Source organism: Sphingomonas sp. FG14, from assembly GCF_057809675.1.
The window spans coordinates 948,350-968,071 of the sequence record NZ_JBMDKK010000001.1 but is presented as its reverse complement, the minus strand read 5'-3'; the positions used below and the strand labels follow the sequence as shown (position 1 = coordinate 968,071).

Here is a 19,722-nt window from a genome sequence, read left to right as displayed (position 1 = left end):
GTTCGCGATGACCGAGGCGATCGAACGGAATGACGACTGGGCATGGCGGCCCTGGCTGCTGGCCGGGTTGGGCGCGATCTCCGGGCTGCTCGTCCACTTGATACTGGGCGAGGATCGAAGCGGGGCTACATCCGTCTGGCAGATGTCGGCCGCGATGTTCGTCGGCTGCTTTGGCGTGTTGCTGGGCTACACGCTCGAGCGCACACGCTGGCAATGGTCGCTTGCCTTCTCGGTGACAGCCGCTGCGATCCTCGCCGCGATATGCTGGTGGAACGGCGCACCTGACGACTGGAGTGCCGCGGAGAGTTGGCGGATGGTCTGCGCCTTCCTTTCGGTTGCGATCGCAGCCCCCTTGTTCCAGACCGCGCGAGATCGCGGCGAATGGCGCTTTCCCTATGTCGACGTCCACGGCCATGCCTGGACCAATGTGGTCATGTGGTGCGCTTCGGTGGCGTTTGTCGGCGTGGTCTTCCTTTTGACGCTGCTGCTGTCGGAATTGTTCTCGTTGATCGGTATCCGCCTGATCAAACAGGCTCTCGACGAGCAATGGTTCGTTCTTCTGCTCATCGGCACCGGGTTCGGCGCGGCGACCGGCGTGTTCCGCAAGCGCGACGGGATCACCCGCATGTTGCTGAAGGTCGTGGTGGCCTTGCTCGGCGTGTTGGCGCCGGTGCTGGGTGCCGCTTTGCTGCTGTTTCTGGCCAGCCTGCCGTTCACGGGCCTTTCGGCTCTGTGGGATGCCACGAAGGCGACGACGCCGATCCTGCTATCCTGCGTGATTGGAGCGCTGGTTCTCGCCAACGTCGTGATCGGTGACAGCGAGGACGACGAGAATCGTTACCCGCCGTTGCGCTGGGGTGCGATGGCGCTAGCGGTGACGATGCTGCCGCTCGCGGTGATCGCGGCGGTCTCGACGGGCGCGCGCATCCAGCAATATGGCTTCACGCCCGATCGGCTCTGGGCGTTGACCTTCGTGATCGTCGCTTGCGCTTTCGGCCTTGCCTATCTGGTCGCGCTGGTGCGTGGGCGGATGGATTGGGCCAGGCATGTGCGGCCCGCCAATCTCAGGCTTGCCTTCGGCCTGTGCGGGCTGGCGTTGTTCCTGGCGCTGCCGATCCTGAGCTTCAACGCGATTTCGGCCCGCGATCAGGTCTCCCGGCTACAGAGCGGGCGGATCGCGCCGGACAAGTTCGATTGGGCGGCGCTGCGTTTCGACTTCGGTGAGCCTGGCAAGGCGTCGGTCGCGCAACTCGTCAGGAACCATGACACGGCAATCCGGGTAGCGGCGGTTCAGGCATTGAAGGCGGAGAATCGCTGGGCGCTTTCGCGAGACCAGGAAAGCAGGGGGAGGACCGAGCGTGTGGCTCGTGAACTGCGCATCATTCCGGCAAAAGTAGCGCTGCCGAACGGTCTTCTCGAATCCTTCAGTCGTTTCGATCGCTATGCGGATCAGGCCGACAAACGGGCTTATGCCTTGTTCTACAAACCCGGCGACACCATCGCGATTCTCGTATCCTACACCTGCGAGGGGTGCATTCCCGATGTCGATATCCGCCGCCTTTCCGCGAATGGCAATTGGGAGCAACCGTCCTCGGGTTATGATCACGGCAAGTCGGGTGACGAACTGAAGGCCCAAAGCCGGTTGGACGGAGAAGCGATCGCACGCGGCGCGATCGAAATCCGCAGCGTCGCGCGACGGCAGGTCTTCGTGAACGGAAATCCGGTCGGCGAAGTCTTCGAATAGCCTCTTCGCTTGATGCGGTGCGGCGTGGATGCTAGCCGCGCTTCGGATCGTCAGCCGATCCGAACATCAGGAACGCCATGTCAGTCGATATCCCAACCGTGAAGAAGATCGCGAGCCTCGCGCGCATCGCGATGACCGATCAGGAAGCCGAGGCGCTTGCGCCCGAGCTCAACAACATCCTAGGCTGGATCGAACAGCTCGGAGAGGTCGACACCGCGAATGTCGAGCCGATGACCGCCGTCATCCCCAATCATCTGCGCCTGCGCGAGGATATCGTGACCGACGGCAATGTCCGCGATCGCGTGCTCGCGAATGCGCCCCAGGCCGAACATGGCTTTTTCGCGGTTCCGAAGGTGATCGAATAATGGCCGAACTGACCGATCTTGGCATTGCCGCCATCCGCGACGGCGTGCGCGACGGCGAATTTTCCGCGCGGGAAGTGGCGCAGGCGTTCATCGACCGCGTCGCCGGGGCGAAGGCGCTCAACGCCTTTCTCGTCGAAACCCCCGATCATGCGCTGAAGGCGGCGGACGCCGCCGATGCGGCGCGTGCGTCGGGCGATCTCAAGCCGATGTCCGGCGTGCCGATCGGCATGAAGGACCTGTTCTGCACCGAAGGTGTGCCGACCACGGCGGCCAGCGGGATCCTGGCGGGCTTCACCCCCACTTATGAATCGACGGTCTCCGCCAATCTCTGGGCGGCGGGCGCGGGCATGCTCGGCAAGCTCAATCTCGATCAGTTCGCGATGGGATCGTCGAACGAGACCAGCGCGTTCGGCAATGTCATCTCGCCCTGGCGGCGCAATGACGGCGGCAACGCGGCGCTTGCACCCGGCGGCTCGTCGGGCGGCAGTTCCTCGGCGATCTCGGCGCGGCTCTGCCCGGCGGCGACGGGCACCGACACCGGCGGATCGATCCGCCAGCCTGCGGCGTTCGTCGGCATTTCTGGCATCAAGCCAACCTATGGCCGCTGCTCGCGCTGGGGTGTCGTCGCATTCGCCAGCTCGCTCGATCAGGCGGGTGCGATGGCGCATGACGTCAAGGATTGCGCGATCATGCTGGGCGCAATGGCTGGTTTCGATCCCAAGGATTCAACGTCGCTCGACCTGGCGGTGCCCGATTGGGCCGGCAGCCTGTCGGGCAGCCTGAAGGGCAAGACCGTCGGCATTCCGAAGGAATATCGCGTCGACGGCATGCCTGCCGAGATCGAGATGCTGTGGGAACAGGGCATCGCCTGGCTCAAGGATGCCGGCGCTGAAGTGGTCGAGGTGTCGCTGCCGCATACGAAATATGCGCTGCCCGCCTATTACATCATCGCGCCGGCGGAAGCGTCGTCCAACCTCGCCCGCTATGACGGCGTGCGTTATGGCTTGCGCGATCTGCCCGATGGTGCCGGCCTTCAGGATATGTACGCCGCAACCAGGGCTGCCGGTTTCGGTCCAGAGGTGAAGCGTCGGATCATGATCGGCACCTATGTGCTTTCGGCCGGTTTCTACGATGCCTACTATAATCAGGCGCAGAAGGTCCGTGCCTTGATCGCCCGCGATTTCGAGGCGGCTTGGGAACGTTGCGACCTGCTGCTGACCCCGACCGCGCCTTCGGCCGCGTTCGCGCTGGGCGAGAAGCAGGCGGATCCGCTGGCGATGTATCTCAACGATGTGTTCACGGTGCCGGCGTCGCTGGCGGGGTTGCCCGCCATGTCGGTGCCCGGTGGGCTCGACGCGCAGGGATTGCCGCTTGGCCTGCAGATCATCGGCAAGCCGCTCGATGAGCAGAGCGTGCTCGATGCGGGGCTTGCGATCGAGCAGCGCGCGGGCTTCTCCGCGCGGCCGGAGCAATGGTGGTAAGGTGAATTTCCTCTTCGACATCGTCTGGGACTTTGTCGGCGAGGTGGTGATCGAAGGTATCTGGCGTGGATCGCGGCGTATCTGGCGGGAAATGACGGGCAAGGAGCCCATCCCCGAACAGCCACTGCGCAAGCGAACGGGAAGACGGCGAAGACATGACTGAGAGCACATATCGAATCCAGGGCGCGACGGGCGAGTGGGAGGTCGTTATCGGCCTGGAGGTTCACGCCCAGGTCACCAGCCAGGCCAAGCTCTTCTCGGGCGCGGCGACCGCGTTCGGGGCGGAACCCAATACGCAGGTGTCGTTCATCGACGCCGCGATGCCCGGCATGCTGCCTGTGCCCAACAAGGAATGCATTCGCCAGGCGGTGCGCACCGGCATGGCGATCGACGCGCAGATCAACAAATGGTCCCGTTTCGACCGCAAGAATTATTTCTACGCCGATCTGCCACAGGGTTATCAGATTTCGCAGCTCTATCATCCGCTGGTCGGGGAGGGCGCGATCGAGGTCACGCTGGACGAGAAAGATCCCGACAGTGCGGTCAAGACGATCGGCATCGAACGTATTCATGTCGAGCAGGATGCCGGGAAGCTGATGCACGACCAGCATCCGACGCGCTCCTATGTCGACCTCAATCGTTCGGGTGTCGCGCTGATGGAGATCGTCTCGCGGCCGGACATGCGTTCACCGGCCGAGGCTGGCGCCTATGTCAAGAAGCTGCGTTCGATCCTGCGCTATGTCGGCTCTTGCGACGGCAACATGGAGGAAGGCTCGATGCGCGCCGATGTCAACGTCTCCGTCCGCAAGCCGGGCGAGCCGTTCGGCACGCGCACCGAGACCAAGAATGTCAACTCGGTCCGCTTCGTGATGGCTGTGGTCGAGATCGAAGCCAGGCGCCAGGTCGATGTGATCGAGGATGGCGGCAAGGTCGTGCAGGAAACGCGGCTTTACGATCCCGATCGGAACGAGACGCGCTCGATGCGCTCCAAGGAAGATGCGCACGACTATCGCTATTTCCCCGATCCGGACCTGTTGCCGCTGGAACTCGACGATGCGTTTCTCGAGGAATGCCGGGCCAGCCTGCCTGAGTTGCCCGATGCGAAGCGCAAGCGCTACGAGGGCGAACTGGGCCTGACCGCCTATGCCGCCGCCGTGCTGACCGCGGAAGCTGAAACGGCGCGCTGGTACGAAGCGCTGCTCGACGCATGCGGTGACGCCAATATGGCGAAGGCCGCGTCGAACTGGCTGATTTCCGATCTGTTCGGCGCGCTCAACCGCCTGGGCAAGGATGTCGAGGACAGCCCGGTTTCACCGAAGCAGGGCGCCGAACTGCTCAAGCTGGTGGCCGACGGCACGCTTTCGGGCAGCCTCGCCAAGCAGGTTTTCGAGATCATGCTCGAAACCGGCGACGATCCCGCGAAGATCGTCGAGGAGAAGGGGCTGAAGCAGACCAGCGACACCGGCGCGATCGAGGAAGTGATCGCCAAGGTTCTCGCCGACAACGCCGACAAGGTCGAACAGTATAAGGGCGGCAAGGAAGCGTTGTTCGGTTTCTTCGTCGGCCAGACGATGAAGGCGATGGCGGGCAAGGCCAATCCGCAGGTGGTGAATGAACTTCTGCGGAAGGCGCTTGCCTGATTCCGTACTGATCGATTAAATGGCTCCTGATCCACGGCATTGCTTCGCAGTGGATCGGGGGGGCGTAAATGGGGTCGCGCTTATTCGCCGCTTTTGCGGCGGTCTTTCTTTTATTTCCCGTTGCCGCTTCGGCTCAGGAGCGCTCCGCGCTCAAGGACGGGTTTGCTTTTCCAAAGGACCAGCAGGTCACTATCGCGGTGTTCAGGCCGGACGTGCATGTCGGCTCGCTGACGGCAGGCGGCGTGGACGAACCCAATGCCGACTGGACTGCCGAGGCGCGCAAGCTGATCGGTGATGCCCTCCAGCGCAACGGCAACATGGCCGAGGCGAAATTCGCCTTTCCCGAAGAACCGGCTGGCGACGATGGCGCCTATCTGGCGGAATATCGTTCGCTTTTCCGTGCGGTCGCTGATGCGATCATGATTCACAAGCTGTTTCCCGGAAATCGGTTGCCGACCAAGAAGGAGGCGTTCGACTGGACACTTGGTGCCGGCGCCCAACGGCTGCGCGAGCTTGGCGGCAGCGACTATGCCCTGTTCCTGTTCACCCATGATGCTTACGGCACCTCCGGGCGCAAGACCGCACAGATCCTGGGCGCGATGCTTGGGGCTTATGTGCCCGCCGGCATCCATATCGGCTATGCCGGGCTGGTCGATCTGAGGACCGGTGACGTCGTCTGGTTCAACGCCGATCCACAGATGGGTGGTGATGTGCGGACGGTCGAAGGCGCTGACAAGCGGGTCGGCCAGCTTCTCGCGGGGCTGCCGGGAACCGCGGCTCCAGCGGTGGCGGCCGGAAAATGATCGGCGTCGCCAGGCTGCTGGCGGCATCCGCGATGGCGATGATGCTGCCGAGTGCGGCACAGTCGCAGATCCAGACGGTCGCACCGGATTATCAACCCAAGGATCAGGATGAGCGCGGCCTGTGGATGCAGGCCGAGGAATATGAGCGTCGGCTGGTCAATTCCAACTTCGTGATCCGCGATCCGGCGCTCAACGCCTATGTGCGCGACGTCTTCTGCCGCACGGTGGGAGAGGCGCAATGCAAGCCCATCCGCATCTATGTGATGCGCACACCTTATTTCAACGCGAACATGGCGCCGAACGGTGTGATGCAGGTCTGGTCGGGGCTGTTCCTGCGCGTTCGGGATGAAGCGCAGCTCGCGGCCGTGCTGGGGCATGAATATGTCCATTATGCCAACCAGCATTCCCTGAAGATGTTTCGGGAGGTCAAATCCAAGACCGGCGCGATGGCCTTTCTTGGATTCGTTCCATTCGGCTTCATCGCCCAGATTGGCGTAGCCGGGTCGCTTTTCAGCTATAGCCGCGACATGGAGAGCGAGGCCGATGCCGGATCGGTGGTGTTGCTCGGCGGTGCCGGTTACGCGCCTGTTTCAGCGTCGAAGATCTGGGAACAATTGCGGCTGGAGATGGATGCGACCGCGCTCGCGCGCGGCACGAAGAGTCGCAAGGACAAGAATGGCGGCATGTTCGGAACCCATCCGCCATCGGCCGAGCGGATGACGGCACTGGCCGCGCTCGCCGCCGCTCAGCCGGTATCCGGGGAAGCGAAGACCAATCGCGATGCATATCGCGCGGCCCTTGGTGGCTGGTGGGCAAGCTTTGTCGACGATCAGGTCAAGCTCAATGATTTTGGCGGGACGGAATTGCTGCTTGCCGAACTGGCCCGTGATGGCTGGACGCCCGAACTGCGTTTCGCCAGGGGGGAATTATACCGGGCGCGCGGTACGCCGGCGGATCTCGTCAAGGCAGCCGAATTTTATCGTGAGGCGGTTGCCGATCCCGCGGCGCCGGTTGAGGCGTGGCGTGGACTGGGGCTCGCGTTGCTGCGTGCCGGGGCGCATGACGAGGGCCGCGCCAGCCTCAGGGAATATCTGTCTAGAAAGCCTGATGCGCCCGATCATGCGATGATCGCGGCCATGGCGAAGGGAGGAAATTGATGCGTGGGAAGCTTGTGGCGGCGGTGGTCGCGACGATGCTGGTGGCGAGCCCGGCGCTGGCGGGGTTCAAGCTGATGCCTTCCGGCAAGCCGGTGCAGATTCGCAAGACGACCCTGATGGTTACGCCGCCGCGCGACTGGAATCGCCTGGGAAGCCGCATCGGGCGTAATGCCGAATCCTGGACGCTCGACGGACTGTCGCTCAACGATGTGACCTTTTATGGCGGCGTCCTGAACGACGAAACATTGTTTCGGGAGGTCAACAAGAAGGAAAAGCCGCTGCCGCGTTTTTCCTCGACCATGTTGATGCCGGACGTCGCGGGGTTGTTCGAGGGAAGCTATCGGGTGGCCAACGGCACTTCGATCTTCTCGATCGATTCGATGGAGCCCGGCACCTTCGCCGGGCAGGACGGATTCCGTTTCACCTATAGTTTCACGCTGCAGTCGGACGAAGTGCGGCGCAAGGGTGAAGCCTATGGCGCGATCGTCGATGGCAAGCTGTACATGGCGACCTTCGAAGCGCCGGTGATCCACTATTATGACCGCGATATCGAAAGTTTTCGATCGCTGATCGCCACGGCACGGATCACCCCGGCGGCAAAACCGCGCTGATCAAGCCGCCGGATTTGCGCCGGGGGCGCCCGGTTCCTCCGGCGGCACGGCATCGGGCGCATCGGTATCGCCCTGGTCAGGCGTGATTTCGTCGGGCGCCTCGGCAGGCGAGCCGGGATCTTCCCGGGGTACTGAATCGGGGTGATCGACATCGCCTTGTCCCGGCACGATCTCGTCCGGATTTCGCACGGGTTCCTCGGGCGGCGGACTGTCGGGATGCGGGTCGGGGGGATGTGTCGCCATCAATTGTCTCCTTGCCCACCTCAACGCGTGAAACCGCAAGATGCTTCCCGCGATCGCAGAAAATCGTGATAACGGGGCGTGTAGAAGATTCGGGAGAGATGGATGCTCGGCGGAATGCAGGATTTCGAGCTGCGCGTGCCCCGGCTGATCGATCATGCCGCACGCGAACACGGCACGCGCGAGATTGTCAGCTACTGGGCGGACGGCACCACCACGCGCAGCAACTGGGCCGGGATCGCGCATGATGCGCGGCGGCTGGCGCAGGCGCTGGAAAAGCTCGGCGTGAAGCGTGGCGACCGGGTCGGTACCCTCGCGATGAATCATGGCCGGCATCTGGCCGCCTGGTACGGCGTGATCGGCATGGGCGGAGTGATCCACACCGTCAATCCGCGTCTGTTCGACGAACAACTCGTCTATATCTGCAACCATGCGGAGGATCGTGTCCTCCTTTACGACAAGGCCTTCCAGCCGATCGTCGACCGGTTGAAGCCGCAATGGACGAGCATCAAACATTATGTCTGCTTCGATTCGGATGGCGCCGACGGCTTCGAGGCGCTGATCGAGGAAGAGGATGGCGACTATGCCTGGGTCGAAGGGCCGGAGCGCGAGCCATGCATGCTCTGCTATACCAGCGGCACGACGGGCAATCCCAAGGGTGTGCTCTACGAACATCGCTCGACGATGATCCATGCGCTGGCGGAAGTCTCTCCGTCGGTTTTCGACCTGGATCCGCGTTCCGTCGCCTTGCCGATCGTGCCGATGTTCCATGCCGCAGCCTGGGGGCTGCCCTTCGCGGGCGCGCTGGCGGGTATCAAGTTCGTCTTTTCGGCGGTCAATGATGCGGCGGTGCTCTGCCGGCTGATGAACGAGGAGAAGGTAACGCATTCGGCCGGCGTGCCGACCGTGTGGCTGGCGATGTTCCAGCATATCGACAGCACCGGGCATAAGCCGGAACATCTCCAGCTCGTCACGATCGGTGGATCGGCTGCGCCCCGCGCAATGGTTGATCGACTGATGAGGATGGGTATTCGCGTCGGCCATGCCTGGGGCATGACCGAAACCTCGCCTATCGGCACCATGGGCGCTCCGCCACACGATTGGGAAGATCTGAGCTTCGAACAGCAGCTCGACCAGGTCTGCAAGCAGGGCAGGGTGCCCTTCGGCGTCGAATTGCGCGTGGTCGATGACGAAGGCGCCGTCCAGCCGCGCGATGGCGCCAGTTCCGGACGGCTGCAGGTGCGCGGCCCCTGGATCATCAAGCGCTATTTCCAGGACGAAGGCGGCGATTGCGTCGATGCCGACGGCTGGTTCGATACCGGCGACGTCGCGGTCATCCATCCTTGTGGCACGATGCAGATCACCGATCGTTCGAAGGACGTCATCAAGTCCGGCGGCGAGTGGATCAGTTCGGTCGAGCTGGAAAATGCGGCGGTCGGCTGTCCTGGCGTGCAGGAGGCGGCGGCGATCGGCATCTATCATCCGAAATGGGATGAGCGTCCGCTGTTGCTGATCGTACGCAAGCCTGACAGCCATGTGACGGCCGAGGAGATTCTCGGATATCTGTCCAGCCATGTCGCGAAATGGTGGCTTCCCGACGAAATCCTGTTCGTCGACAGCCTACCGCATACGGCGACCGGCAAGCTGCTCAAGACTGCGCTGAGAGAGCAGTATCGCGACTATAAGCTCGCGGCAGCTTAACCCCTTCAGCGTCATTCCCGCGAAAGCGGGAATGACGCATCGTGGCTAAAACAGACGCATCTGCGCGCCTTCGGGGGGCCTGAACAGGTCGGTCCTGAGATTAAGCCATTGCCGCTCGTTGAGGCCGGTCTTGCGGCACGCGATCCTGAAGCGAGTCCGCAACAGGTCCGCCCAGGCGCCTTGCGGTCGCATGCGTGTGTGGAAGTTGGGATCATTGTCGCGTCCGCCGCGTATCTCGCGGATGATCGCCATCACCTTGCCAGCACGATCGGGAAAATGCTCGTCGAGCCAGGCACGGAACAGCGGTGCGACCTCGAAAGGCAGCCGGACAAGGATGTAGGAGGCATGCGCGGCGCCCGCATCCGCCGCCGCCTCCAGTATATGTTCCATTTCATGATCGGTGATTGCCGGGATCACCGGTGCGATCGAGACGATGGTCGGGATGCCGGCTTCGCTGAGCGCCTTGATCGCGGCGAGCCGTCTGGCCGGTCGTGGTGCTCGTGGTTCTACCGTCATCGCCACTTTCGGATCGAGCGAGGTGACCGATACCATCACCGAGACCAGACCGTCTTTCGCCATGCTGGAAAGCAGATCGATGTCGCGCGTCACCCGATCCGATTTGGTCGTTATCATCAGCGGGTGGCGTGTTTCGGCCAGCACCTCGATGCATTGCCGTGTGATCCGCCAGTCGCTTTCTATCGGCTGATAGGGGTCGGTATTCGTGCCCATCGCGATCGGGGCCACCGCGTAACGAGGCTTTGAGAGTTCCGCGCGCAGCAGCGTCGCCGCATCTGGTTTGGCGAACAGTTTCGTTTCGAAGTCCAGCCCGGGCGACAGATCGTGATAGGCATGGGTCGGGCGAGCGAAGCAATAGATGCATCCATGCTCGCACCCGCGATATGCGTTGATCGACCGGTCGAAGCCGATGTCCGGCGATTGATTGCGCGCTATGATCGTCTTCGGTTTTTCGACCATCACTGTCGTGCGGGTTTTGGGCGCTTCTCCATCGATGGTATCACGCGCATCGAGCCAGTCGCCATCGACCTGCGTCGATGGCAAGTTGAAGCGCGCACTCTCGTGATTGAGCGTCGCGCCGCGAGCGGGGCGAACCTTGGCATCCATTGGTTCAGGATGCGCCGTCAATGGGAACATATCAAGAACAAATGTCCTTGATGACTCGCCTTCGTCAGCGTTCGGTCAGTCTCGGCATCAGTTCGACGAAGTTGCAGGGGCGGTGCCGGCTGTCGAGCTGGCTGGCCAATATGCCATCCCACCCATCCTTCACCGCGCCGGTCGAACCGGGAAGCGCGAAGATATAGGTGCCGCGTACCACCGTGGCGGCGGCGCGGGACTGGATCGTAGAGGTGCCGATCGACTGATAGCTCAGCCAGCGGAACAGTTCGCCGAAACCCGGAATCGCCTTGCCGCCGAGCCGGTCGAGCGCTTCCGGCGTAACGTCGCGTCCGGTGACCCCGGTTCCGCCGGTGGTGATGATGCAATCGACCTGCTCGTCCTCCACCCAGGCATGCAGCCTGGCGACGATCAGATCGATCTCATCGCGGATGATCGCGCGCTCGGCCAGGATATGGCCGGCCGCTTCCAGTCGCCCGACCAGCGTGTCGCCGGACCGGTCGTCGGAGACGGTGCGGCTATCGGAAATGGTGAGGACGGCGATCCTGACGGGCAGGAATGGCGCGCTCTCGTCAATCGGCACTGGGCGCCCTCGAACCCGCATCCATCCGGACAGCGGTCGCGCCCGGAAGCCCCGGGAAGCGGGGCCACAATCCCTGCGCCAATGCCGTCATGCTGGCAGCGCGTTCGCCCGCATTGCGCTCGTACATCCAATAGTTGCGCAGAACGATCGTCACATAGCCGCGCGTTTCCCAATAGGGGATGGATTCGATGTAGAGCAGCGGATCACCGCGATCGATGTTGCGCGCATTCCAGTCGCGCACCGGCGCCGGCCCGGCATTATAGGCGGCGATCACCTTGGGCAGCAGCCCTTCGGTGCCAGAAAAATCGCGCAACGCCTCCAGATGGGCCTGCCCATATTCCATGTTGGTCGATGGACTGGTGAGCGATTCGCGCGACCAGTTCGTGCCCTTGCGGCGCGAAATATCCTGCGCCGCAGCGGGCATGATCTGCATCAGGCCATAGGCGCCGGCAGGGCTGATCGCGTCGCGCCGGAAATTCGATTCCTGCAGTGCATGGGCAAACAGCAGCGATCGATCGACGCGCCAGCCGCCATCAGGCGTCCAGTCGGGCGCGGGATAGCGCGCGCGCGGACCGGGATTGGCGCCGGCGGGGCCGTTATGCGCGAGCCAGAGCTGGGTTTCGGGCAGGTTCAGCCGTTCCGCCAGCGTGACCAGTGCGGCGTGATCGTCACGTCCACCGATGCGCGCCTGATGGCGCAGCGCTTCGTCGGCGAGCTTGAATTCGCCAATCTCGGAAAGCGCCACGGCAGTGGCGATATTGGTCTTGCGCGACAGGCGTCCCCAATCGGCGGTTATGAGATCGGGGCCCGACTGGTCACGCCGCTTGATGCCCAGCGTTTCGGAGGCGAGCAGACCGTAAAAAGTCTCGTCCATCCGCGCGGCATTGCGCAGGCGGCCCTGCACCTTTTGGGGCTCGCCCAGCGCCACATCGGCGCGCGATGCCCAGTAAAGACCGGCCGCGCGCATCTCGCTGTCCTCGCCGCGTGCGGCGACTGATTCGAATGCGGCGCGCGCCGCCTGGAAATCCTTGTCGCGCCAGGCGGCGAGCCCGGCGACCCAATCGGCATGCACCGCCCATTCGCCGGTGCCGGTCTGCGCCTTGGCGGCGAGCGCGCGCGCCGCGCGATCGTTGCCCGTCAGATAATAGGACCAGGCAACGCGCTGCTGCCATTCGGTGAGCGCCGCAGGGCTCAGTGTCGCCGCTGCGGTGTCGATCAGCGCTTCGCAGGCGGCTGGGTCGTCATTCTTGATGAGCGGCAGGATCTTCTGGCCGAGCGCCGCCGCCGCCGCGTCATCCTTGATCGTCGAGGCGCGTTGGCGGAGGGGGCGGCTGCCGAGCCAGATCAGGCGTTGCGCTGTCGGGATGGCGGGCAGTTCGGTCGCGCCCCGCGTCGTCGCGAGGCGTGCGAGCTGTGCCGATTGCGGCATATCCGGGGCCTGGTTGAGCAGCATCACCAGCGGGTCGAGTTCGACCTTGGGCGAGCCTTTGGCCAGATAGAGTTCGGCGCGCGCGACCGTGTGGAGTGGGCCGGGCTTCATGGCGTCGAGCCTGGTCGCGGCATCGACCCATTTCTGGCCGCGAATGGCTGTGAATATCGCGCGATAGCCCTCGCGCTCCTCGGGGCTCAACTGGGTGGGGAGCGCAGCGCGCGCGGATTTCGCGGGCGTGCGCTGCAGCGTCTCGCTGGCGGCCATCGCGGGCGCGATGGGCGCAAGCAGCAGCACGGCGCCAAGCAGAAACTTCGACTTCAATTCTCGATACCCCCGATGAGGAGCCTAAGATCCTTCCACACGTCCGCCTTGCGGGCGGGATTCTGGATCAGGAAACGCGGCGCGAAGCTTGCGATCGTCTCCACATTGACGCCTTCGTGGTTAATAATACGTAACTTTCCGCGCATCTCGACCAGTTCGGTCCCGAGAATTGCACGGCTCGCCGCCTGACCCATCACAAGCAGCCTTTTGGGCGCGGCAAGTGAGATGTGTCGGCGCGCTATATCGGCGATCGCCGGCAATGAGGACGGTGCGATCCGCCCGCCCGCCGGGCGCGCCAGGCACAAAGAGGCGAGATAGACCGATCCGCGATCACGGCCGATCGCGGCGAGCATGCGATCGAGCAGCCGTCCGGTCTCGTCCGACAACAGACGTCCGGCGGCGGCATCGGCCGGTTCGGGCATCTCGATCATGATCATCAGGTTCGATGCCGGATCGCCTTCCGCCAGCAGGCGCCGGCCGGGCAACGAACCGTCAGGCAGCGAGGGAGCGGCTTCAGCCCAGGCCCGGAATTCCGCGATCGTCGCCGGCATGGCGGCTTTCTCTGGCCGGAGCAGGGCGGGTGCATGCATCGGCGCGCCGGCCGGCGGCTCCGCCAGCCAGTTGCGCGGCGCATCAGCTATGGGGGTGTCGAACCCCGCCTCGCGCCACCAGTCGAGCGCGCTCAGCGCACCCGCTATGTCTAGAATATCATCCCCCGCCATCATTCGTTCCTTAGAGTCCAAGGTTGACGAGGCGGTCAATCTTCATGCACCGCAGTTCTGGCAAGGCGTGTCACGCTTGCGATGACAGGAATCGCGCGGGGCGCCTGGAGGGACGGGAATGAGCGAACGTGAATCGATGCCTTATGACGTGGTGATCGTCGGCGGGGGGCCTGCTGGTCTGGCCGCGGCGATCCGTCTGAAGCAGCGCGCGGCGGAAACCGGCACCGAGATTTCGGTCTGCGTGCTCGAAAAGGGTTCGGAAATCGGTGCGCATATCCTGTCGGGGGCTGTCGTCGATCCCAAGGCGCTCGACGAATTGCTGCCCGACTGGAAATCGAGCTGCGCGCTGGCGCAGACTCCGGTCACCGAGAATCATCACTGGGTGCTGACGGCCAACGGAAAGTACGAATTTCCGCACATCCTGATGCCACCCTTCATGAATAACAAGGGCACCTATACCGGCTCGCTCGGCAATCTCTGCCGTTGGCTGGCCGAGCAGGCCGAAGGCCTGGGCGTAGAGATTTTTCCGGGCTTCGCCGCCGCTGAAATCCTGTTCAACGAGGACGGATCGGTGAAGGGCGTGGCGACCGGCGACATGGGCGTCGCGCGAGACGGCACGCGCAAGCCCGATTACCAGCCGGGGCTGGAGCTTCACGCCAAATACACCTTCTTCGCCGAGGGCGCGCGAGGGCACCTGACCAAGGAGCTCAAGCGGATCTTCGATCTGGAAGCGAACTGCCAGCCACAAGTCTATGGAATTGGGTTGAAAGAACTGTGGGATATCGATCCGGCCAAGCACGAGGCGGGCCGCGTGATCCACACCCAGGGCTGGCCGCTTGGCGATGCCTGGGGTGGCGGTTTCCTCTATCATCAGGCGAACGGGCAGGTCGCGCTCGGCTTCGTCGTCGCGCTGTCCTACAAGAATCCGCACCTTTCGCCTTTCCACGAATTTCAGCGCTGGAAGACGCATCCGGCGATCCGCGCAATCCTGGAAGGGGGCAAGCGCGTGTCCTACGGCGCGCGCGCGATCAACGAAGGCGGCTGGCAATCGGTGCCCAAGCTGACCTTCCCTGGCGGCGCGCTGATCGGTTGTTCGGCCGGCTTCGTGAACGTGCCCCGGATCAAGGGCAGCCATACCGCGATGAAATCCGGCATGCTCGCGGCTGAAGCTGCCTTCGATGCGATCGTGGCGGAGCGAACCAGTGACGAACTGAGCGCCTATCCGGATGCGCTCAACCAGAGCTGGATCGCCAAGGAACTCAAGATGGTCCGCAATGTCGAGCCGGCGGTCGCCAAGTTCGGCGGTACGGCTGGCACGTTGATTGCGGGCGCCGATATGTGGATGCGCCAACTGGGCATCGGTCTGCCGTTCACCTTGGGCCATACGCCGGACAATGAGAAATTGTGGCGTGCGGACCAGTGCGAGAAGATCGACTATCCCAAGCCCGATGGCGTCATCAGCTTCGACCGGCTCTCCTCGGTGTTCCTGTCGAACACCAATCATGAGGAGGATCAGCCGATCCATCTGACGCTGAAGGATGCGGACGTCCCGATCTCCTACAATCTGCCGCTTTATGACGAACCGGCGCAGCGTTACTGCCCGGCCGGCGTCTATGAGGTGGTCGGGCAGGATGATGGCAATCCGCGTTTCCAGATCAACGCGCAGAACTGCGTCCACTGCAAGACCTGCGACATCAAGGACCCCACGCAGAACATCAACTGGGTGGTGCCCGAAGGCGGCGGGGGCCCCAATTATCCGAACATGTAGCCGCCTTGTCGCAGCGCTGCTGCTGAGCTTGTGCGCGGTCGCTCCGGCGGCGGCGACGCTCGGTGATGCGGCGGCGATCGGCAACTATGTGCGGGCGCGCCTCGCCGATTCGGCGGGCGTGCCCGAACAGGCCATCACCGGCTATGCCGCGTTGCTGGCGCAGCAGCCCGACGATTCAGCCATTGCGCTGCGCGCCTGGCGCGGCGCGATGGCGGCCGGCGACATGGCGCTGGCCGTGCGCGCGGCCAGGCTGCTCGACGCGCGTGGCGTACTGCCCGCCGAGGGGCGGATCCTGTTCGCCGCCGAAGCCATGGCGATGCGCGACTGGGCAAAGGCACGCCTGGCCATCGATCGCATCGAGGAAGAGCAGGCTTTTGAATTTCTGGCGCCAATCATGCGCGCCTGGGTCGATCTGGGCGCAGGCGACGGGCCGTCGGCTGCACGACTGCAAGGGCGCCTGCCCGGGCTGACGGCCGCTTATGGCAACGAGCAGCGTGCGCTGCTGCTGCTGGTCGACGGCAAGGCCGACGAAGGTGTCGAGATATTGCGTGCGATGGGCGGCAACGGATCCAGCATCGCACGCGATGCCGTCCGCATCGCGGCCGCCGCCCGCCTGACCGGTCTTGGCGAGCGCGCGGCCGCGCTGTCGCTGCTGAACGAAAATGATGTCGACCTGGCGGCGGCGCGTGCGCTCGTCTCCCGCCGCCGCTTGCCGGGCGCTGTGACGACGGCGCCAGCCGGGGTGTCGCTGCTGTTGGTGCGGCTGGCCGAGGATATCCAGCGCCAGCAACCGACGCCGATCGCGCTTTCGCTGACCCGGATCGCCGGAATGCTCGATCCGCGCAGTGATGCCGCGCATCTCCTCGCCGCGTCGATCCTGGCGGCGGACGGGCGGAGCGCGAGCGCGATTGGCGCGCTCGATCTGGTCGATCCGAAAGGGCCCTGGGTTTCGCGGGTCGGTGACGCGCGCGCGCAATTGCTGGTCCAGCGTGGCGAAGCCGATGCGGCGCTGGTCTTCGCCACCCGCGCGACGAGAGCCAAGACGGCGACGGTACAGGACTGGATCAGGCTCGGCGGTGTGCAGAGCGCGATGGCGCATCATGGCGAGGCGGCTCACGCCTATGCGCGCGCGATCGACCTGAGCCAGGCGGCCGGCGTCGATCCGGGCTGGACGCTCTGGCTGCTCAAGGGCGGGGCCTATGAGCAGGCGGGCGATTGGGCCAATGCGCTGCCTGCGCTAAGAAAGGCAGCCGCCCTGGCGCCGGATCAGGCGGCCGTGCTCAATTATCTGGGTTATGCCCAACTGGAACGCCGCGAAAATCTGGAGGAGGCCGAACGCCTGATCCGCAGGGCGAGCGAATTGCGCCCCAAGGACAGCGCGATCACCGATTCGCTCGGTTGGGCCTATTATATTCGCGGCAATCTGCCCAAGGCGATCGAGACGCTGGAGCGCGCCGTCGCGGGGCAGCCCGACGAGCCGACGATCAACGAGCATCTGGGCGACGCCTATTGGGCCGCGGGGCGGCGGATTGATGCCCGCTATGCCTGGCGAGCCGCGCTGCTCGGCGCGGAAGGGCAGGTTGCCGAGCGGCTGCGCGACAAGATCGATATCGGCCCGCAATCCAAACCCTGACCCATTGCTGCATTCGAGACGCGCGTGACCCTTCATGAAATCGCCTGGGCCAAGATCAACCTTGCGCTGCATGTCCGTGCACGCCGTGCAGATGGCTATCACGAGATCGAGAGCCTGTTCGCGTTCGCCGATGCGGGCGACTTGCTTTCGGCCGCAGGCGACAACCTGCTGTCGCTAACGATCACCGGCCCCTTTGCGGATGGGTTGTCGGACGGTGCGGACAATCTCGTGATCCGCGCCGCCCAGGCGCTGCGCGATGCTGCGGCTCCTGGACGTGGTGCCCGGATCGCGCTCGACAAGCGATTGCCTGTCGCTGCGGGGATCGGTGGCGGTTCGGCGGATGCCGCGGCCGCGCTTCGGCTGCTGGCGCGGTTGTGGCAGGTCGACGATGAACCGCTGCTCATGCGGATCGCCATGTCGCTCGGCGCCGATGTTCCGGCCTGTGTCCAGAGCCGGACCTTGCGGGGAGAGGGGCGTGGCGACCGGCTTGACCCGATCGATGACGCCACCCTTGCCGGCATGCCGGTTCTGCTGGTCAATCCGCGCATCCCGCTTGCCACCGGCCCGGTCTTCAAGGGTTGGGACGGTGAAGATCGCGGCCCGCTCGCACATGACGCGCCGCTTGGCGCCGCTGTGGCGGGCCGCAATGATCTGGAGGCGCCGGCCGCCGCGCTGGTGCCCGAGATTGGCGGTATCGTTTCCGCTCTGGCGGCGATGCCCGGCGCGCGCCTTGCGCGCATGTCGGGATCGGGGGCCACTTGTTTCGCGTTATTCGACGACGCCGAAACGCGCGACCGCGCCGCTGCTGCTGTCGCCGATCGCTGGCCGGGCTACTGGCAACTCGCCTCCGTGCTGCGATAGCGTGACATTCGCCGCGCGGGGCGGCAGAGATGGTGCATGTTCGATCTCGCACAGGACGGGCGCATCGCCCGCATCAGCCTCAACCGCTCGGGCGCACGTAACGCCATTCGGATCGCCGACTGGGCGGATCTAGCGGATATCGCCGAACGTGCCGTGGCGGAGGGCGCGCGGACCGTGATCATACGTTCCGCCGTCACCGGCATTTTTTCGGCGGGCGCGGATCTGGTCGAACTGGAGGCGTTGCCAGGCGATGCGGTCGGGCAGCGACGCATGCGCACCGCGATGTGTGGCGCGCTCGATCGGCTGGCGCGGCTTCCCGTCGCCACCATCGCGGCGATCGATGGCGGCTGTTTCGGCGCGGGTGTTGCGCTCGTCATGGCGTGCGATCTTCGGATCGGCGGCCATATGGCGCAGTTCGCGATTCCGCCGGCACGGCTGGGCATCGGATATCCGCAGGAGGATATTGCGCGGCTGGTCGCGCTGGTCGGGCCCGGCCAGGCCGCCCGACTGATGCTGACGGGGGAACGTATCGGTGCCGATGAGGCGCATCGTATCGGATTGATCGAGGCAGTCGCGCACAGCGCGCATGGCGCGGTGAACAATCTGGCGGCGCTTTGCTCTGAATCCTCGCCCGCCAGCGTCGTGATGCTCAAGCGTGCCATCGCCGCCGCGGCCGCCGGCGAGCGATCGGGCGCCGTGTTCGACGAGGCGTTCGAGCGCGCCTTTGACGGCGCTGATTTCGCCGAGGGGATACTCGCGATGCGCGAGCGACGGGCACCGGATTTCGGCGCATGAATCCCAAATTCATTGCCGGGGATGCGAACTCCGGCCTGTTCATCATCGTCGACCATGCTTCCAACCACGTGCCCGACGATATCGCGCTCGGCATCGATGCGGCGCTGTTGACCCAGCATATGGCGATCGACATCGGCACCGAGGCGCTTTGCGGCCTGCTTGCGGCGGAACTCTCCGCCTCGGCGCTGCTCGCGACGGTTTCACGCCTCGTCATCGACCTCAATCGCGAGGAGGATGCTCCAGGCCTGATCCCTCATGCGAGTGACGGCCACGCTATTCCCGGCAATGCGGGTATCTCCACCGAAGCGCGTTCGGGGCGGATCGAACGCTTCTGGCGACCCTATCACGCGGCGATCGACCGGATGATCGCTGAACTGAAACCGCGCCTGCTGGTGTCGCTCCACAGCTTCACGCCGCGCCTGACCAGCGATCCCGATCAGCAGCGGCCTTGGGAGATCGGCGTTCTCTACAATCAGGACGAACGCGCGGCGCGCGCGGCGATACCACTCCTGGAGGCGGCCGGTATCGCGACGGGCGATAATTTCCCCTATTCGGGCAAGATCCTGAACGCGACGATGAACCGCCATGGTGAGGGCAGGGGGCTGCCCTATCTGGGGCTGGAAGTGCGGCAGGATCTGATATCCGACGCCGACGGAGTTGCGCGCTGGGGCCGTAAATTGGCGCCGATCATCGCCCTGACGCGCGACAGGCTTGGATAGGCCATCAAACTTTCC

The 19,722-nt window shown here is 64.4% G+C and carries 18 protein-coding genes; 13 read left to right on the top strand and 5 right to left on the bottom strand.

What is annotated here, in order from left to right; all coding sequences use genetic code 11:
* Positions 1 to 7 precede the first annotated feature (7 nt).
* From ACODTA_RS04635 to ACODTA_RS04605, 7 genes are all read left to right on the top strand, one after another.
* A complete protein-coding gene (locus tag ACODTA_RS04635) occupies positions 8 to 1,744 on the top strand; it encodes a DUF4153 domain-containing protein (protein ID WP_489064622.1) in 1,737 nt (578 codons plus the stop codon).
* Between the two features lie 77 nt (positions 1,745 to 1,821).
* A complete protein-coding gene (gene gatC, locus ACODTA_RS04630) occupies positions 1,822 to 2,109 on the top strand; it encodes an Asp-tRNA(Asn)/Glu-tRNA(Gln) amidotransferase subunit GatC (RefSeq protein WP_222988211.1) in 288 nt (95 codons plus the stop codon).
* Positions 2,109 to 3,590 (top strand): Asp-tRNA(Asn)/Glu-tRNA(Gln) amidotransferase subunit GatA, encoded by a 1,482-nt coding sequence (gene gatA / locus ACODTA_RS04625; protein ID WP_489064621.1) that lies wholly within the window; start codon positions 2,109 to 2,111, stop codon positions 3,588 to 3,590. Before gatC ends, gatA begins: the two co-directional genes overlap by 1 nt.
* 155 nt (positions 3,591 to 3,745) lie before the next feature.
* The gene (gene gatB / locus ACODTA_RS04620; RefSeq protein ID WP_489064620.1) at positions 3,746 to 5,230 is read left to right on the top strand and encodes an Asp-tRNA(Asn)/Glu-tRNA(Gln) amidotransferase subunit GatB; all 1,485 of its coding nucleotides are present in this window, start codon (positions 3,746 to 3,748) and stop codon (positions 5,228 to 5,230) included.
* Between the two features lie 197 nt (positions 5,231 to 5,427).
* Positions 5,428 to 6,033 carry a hypothetical protein gene (locus ACODTA_RS04615; protein ID WP_489064619.1) on the top strand — a complete coding sequence of 202 codons (606 nt, stop codon included), beginning with the start codon at positions 5,428 to 5,430 and terminating at the stop codon, positions 6,031 to 6,033.
* Complete coding sequence (locus tag ACODTA_RS04610; protein ID WP_489064618.1) at positions 6,030 to 7,190, top strand: M48 family metallopeptidase; 1,161 nt, start codon at positions 6,030 to 6,032, stop codon at positions 7,188 to 7,190. Before ACODTA_RS04615 ends, ACODTA_RS04610 begins: the two co-directional genes overlap by 4 nt.
* The gene (locus ACODTA_RS04605; RefSeq protein WP_489064617.1) at positions 7,190 to 7,801 is read left to right on the top strand and encodes a hypothetical protein; all 612 of its coding nucleotides are present in this window, start codon (positions 7,190 to 7,192) and stop codon (positions 7,799 to 7,801) included. Before ACODTA_RS04610 ends, ACODTA_RS04605 begins: the two co-directional genes overlap by 1 nt.
* Here the strand turns inward: ACODTA_RS04605 and ACODTA_RS04600 are convergent, their stop codons facing one another.
* Entirely contained in the window at positions 7,802 to 8,044 is a 243-nt protein-coding gene (locus tag ACODTA_RS04600) for a hypothetical protein (RefSeq protein WP_489064616.1), read from the bottom strand. It abuts the gene before it with no gap.
* Between the two features lie 102 nt (positions 8,045 to 8,146).
* Between ACODTA_RS04600 and ACODTA_RS04595 the strand changes: the two genes are divergently transcribed.
* Complete coding sequence (locus ACODTA_RS04595) at positions 8,147 to 9,742, top strand: long-chain fatty acid--CoA ligase (protein ID WP_489064615.1); 1,596 nt, start codon at positions 8,147 to 8,149, stop codon at positions 9,740 to 9,742.
* Between the two features lie 45 nt (positions 9,743 to 9,787).
* On the opposite strand, the gene ACODTA_RS04590 is transcribed toward ACODTA_RS04595, so the two are convergent.
* The 4 genes from ACODTA_RS04590 to ACODTA_RS04575 all read right to left on the bottom strand — a co-directional run bounded on the left by ACODTA_RS04590 (position 9,788) and on the right by ACODTA_RS04575 (position 13,934).
* On the bottom strand, positions 9,788 to 10,864 hold the full coding sequence (locus tag ACODTA_RS04590) for a PA0069 family radical SAM protein (RefSeq protein WP_489064614.1): 1,077 nt from the start codon (positions 10,862 to 10,864) through the stop codon (positions 9,788 to 9,790).
* A gap of 64 nt (positions 10,865 to 10,928) precedes the next feature.
* A complete protein-coding gene (gene moaB, locus ACODTA_RS04585) occupies positions 10,929 to 11,456 on the bottom strand; it encodes a molybdenum cofactor biosynthesis protein B (protein WP_489064613.1) in 528 nt (175 codons plus the stop codon).
* Positions 11,446 to 13,209 (bottom strand): lytic transglycosylase domain-containing protein, encoded by a 1,764-nt coding sequence (locus tag ACODTA_RS04580; protein WP_489064612.1) that lies wholly within the window; start codon positions 13,207 to 13,209, stop codon positions 11,446 to 11,448. The genes moaB and ACODTA_RS04580 overlap by 11 nt, the downstream gene beginning before the upstream one ends.
* Complete coding sequence (locus tag ACODTA_RS04575) at positions 13,206 to 13,934, bottom strand: uracil-DNA glycosylase family protein (protein ID WP_489064611.1); 729 nt, start codon at positions 13,932 to 13,934, stop codon at positions 13,206 to 13,208. Before ACODTA_RS04575 ends, ACODTA_RS04580 begins: the two co-directional genes overlap by 4 nt.
* A 115-nt stretch (positions 13,935 to 14,049) precedes the next feature.
* On the opposite strand from ACODTA_RS04575, the gene ACODTA_RS04570 reads away from it, so the two are divergent.
* The 5 genes from ACODTA_RS04570 to ACODTA_RS04550 are packed head-to-tail and all read left to right on the top strand — an operon-like array spanning position 14,050 to position 19,707.
* Positions 14,050 to 15,699: an electron transfer flavoprotein-ubiquinone oxidoreductase gene (locus tag ACODTA_RS04570; RefSeq protein ID WP_489064610.1), complete on the top strand. Its 1,650-nt coding sequence runs from the start codon at positions 14,050 to 14,052 to the stop codon at positions 15,697 to 15,699.
* Positions 15,700 to 15,727: 28 nt separating this feature from the next.
* Complete coding sequence (locus ACODTA_RS04565; RefSeq protein ID WP_489064609.1) at positions 15,728 to 17,332, top strand: tetratricopeptide repeat protein; 1,605 nt, start codon at positions 15,728 to 15,730, stop codon at positions 17,330 to 17,332.
* Between the two features lie 24 nt (positions 17,333 to 17,356).
* Complete coding sequence (locus ACODTA_RS04560) at positions 17,357 to 18,193, top strand: 4-(cytidine 5'-diphospho)-2-C-methyl-D-erythritol kinase (RefSeq protein WP_489064608.1); 837 nt, start codon at positions 17,357 to 17,359, stop codon at positions 18,191 to 18,193.
* A gap of 36 nt (positions 18,194 to 18,229) precedes the next feature.
* Positions 18,230 to 18,988, top strand: a complete 759-nt coding sequence (locus ACODTA_RS04555; protein ID WP_489064607.1) for an enoyl-CoA hydratase/isomerase family protein — start codon at positions 18,230 to 18,232, stop codon at positions 18,986 to 18,988.
* Entirely contained in the window at positions 18,985 to 19,707 is a 723-nt protein-coding gene (locus tag ACODTA_RS04550) for an N-formylglutamate amidohydrolase (protein ID WP_489064606.1), read from the top strand. The genes ACODTA_RS04555 and ACODTA_RS04550 overlap by 4 nt, the downstream gene beginning before the upstream one ends.
* The last annotated feature ends 15 nt before the right edge of the window (positions 19,708 to 19,722 follow it).

Coding starts and splice junctions, on each gene's coding strand:
- ACODTA_RS04635 (WP_489064622.1), top strand. CDS start 8: ATGACCGAGGCGATCGAACGGAATGACGACTGGGCATGGCGGCCCTGG.
- gatC (WP_222988211.1), top strand. CDS start 1,822: ATGTCAGTCGATATCCCAACCGTGAAGAAGATCGCGAGCCTCGCGCGC.
- gatA (WP_489064621.1), top strand. CDS start 2,109: ATGGCCGAACTGACCGATCTTGGCATTGCCGCCATCCGCGACGGCGTG.
- gatB (WP_489064620.1), top strand. CDS start 3,746: ATGACTGAGAGCACATATCGAATCCAGGGCGCGACGGGCGAGTGGGAG.
- ACODTA_RS04610 (WP_489064618.1), top strand. CDS start 6,030: ATGATCGGCGTCGCCAGGCTGCTGGCGGCATCCGCGATGGCGATGATG.
- ACODTA_RS04605 (WP_489064617.1), top strand. CDS start 7,190: ATGCGTGGGAAGCTTGTGGCGGCGGTGGTCGCGACGATGCTGGTGGCG.
- ACODTA_RS04600 (WP_489064616.1), bottom strand. CDS start 8,044: ATGGCGACACATCCCCCCGACCCGCATCCCGACAGTCCGCCGCCCGAG.
- ACODTA_RS04595 (WP_489064615.1), top strand. CDS start 8,147: ATGCTCGGCGGAATGCAGGATTTCGAGCTGCGCGTGCCCCGGCTGATC.
- ACODTA_RS04590 (WP_489064614.1), bottom strand. CDS start 10,864: ATGGATGCCAAGGTTCGCCCCGCTCGCGGCGCGACGCTCAATCACGAG.
- ACODTA_RS04575 (WP_489064611.1), bottom strand. CDS start 13,934: ATGATGGCGGGGGATGATATTCTAGACATAGCGGGTGCGCTGAGCGCG.
- ACODTA_RS04570 (WP_489064610.1), top strand. CDS start 14,050: ATGAGCGAACGTGAATCGATGCCTTATGACGTGGTGATCGTCGGCGGG.
- ACODTA_RS04555 (WP_489064607.1), top strand. CDS start 18,230: ATGTTCGATCTCGCACAGGACGGGCGCATCGCCCGCATCAGCCTCAAC.
- ACODTA_RS04550 (WP_489064606.1), top strand. CDS start 18,985: ATGAATCCCAAATTCATTGCCGGGGATGCGAACTCCGGCCTGTTCATC.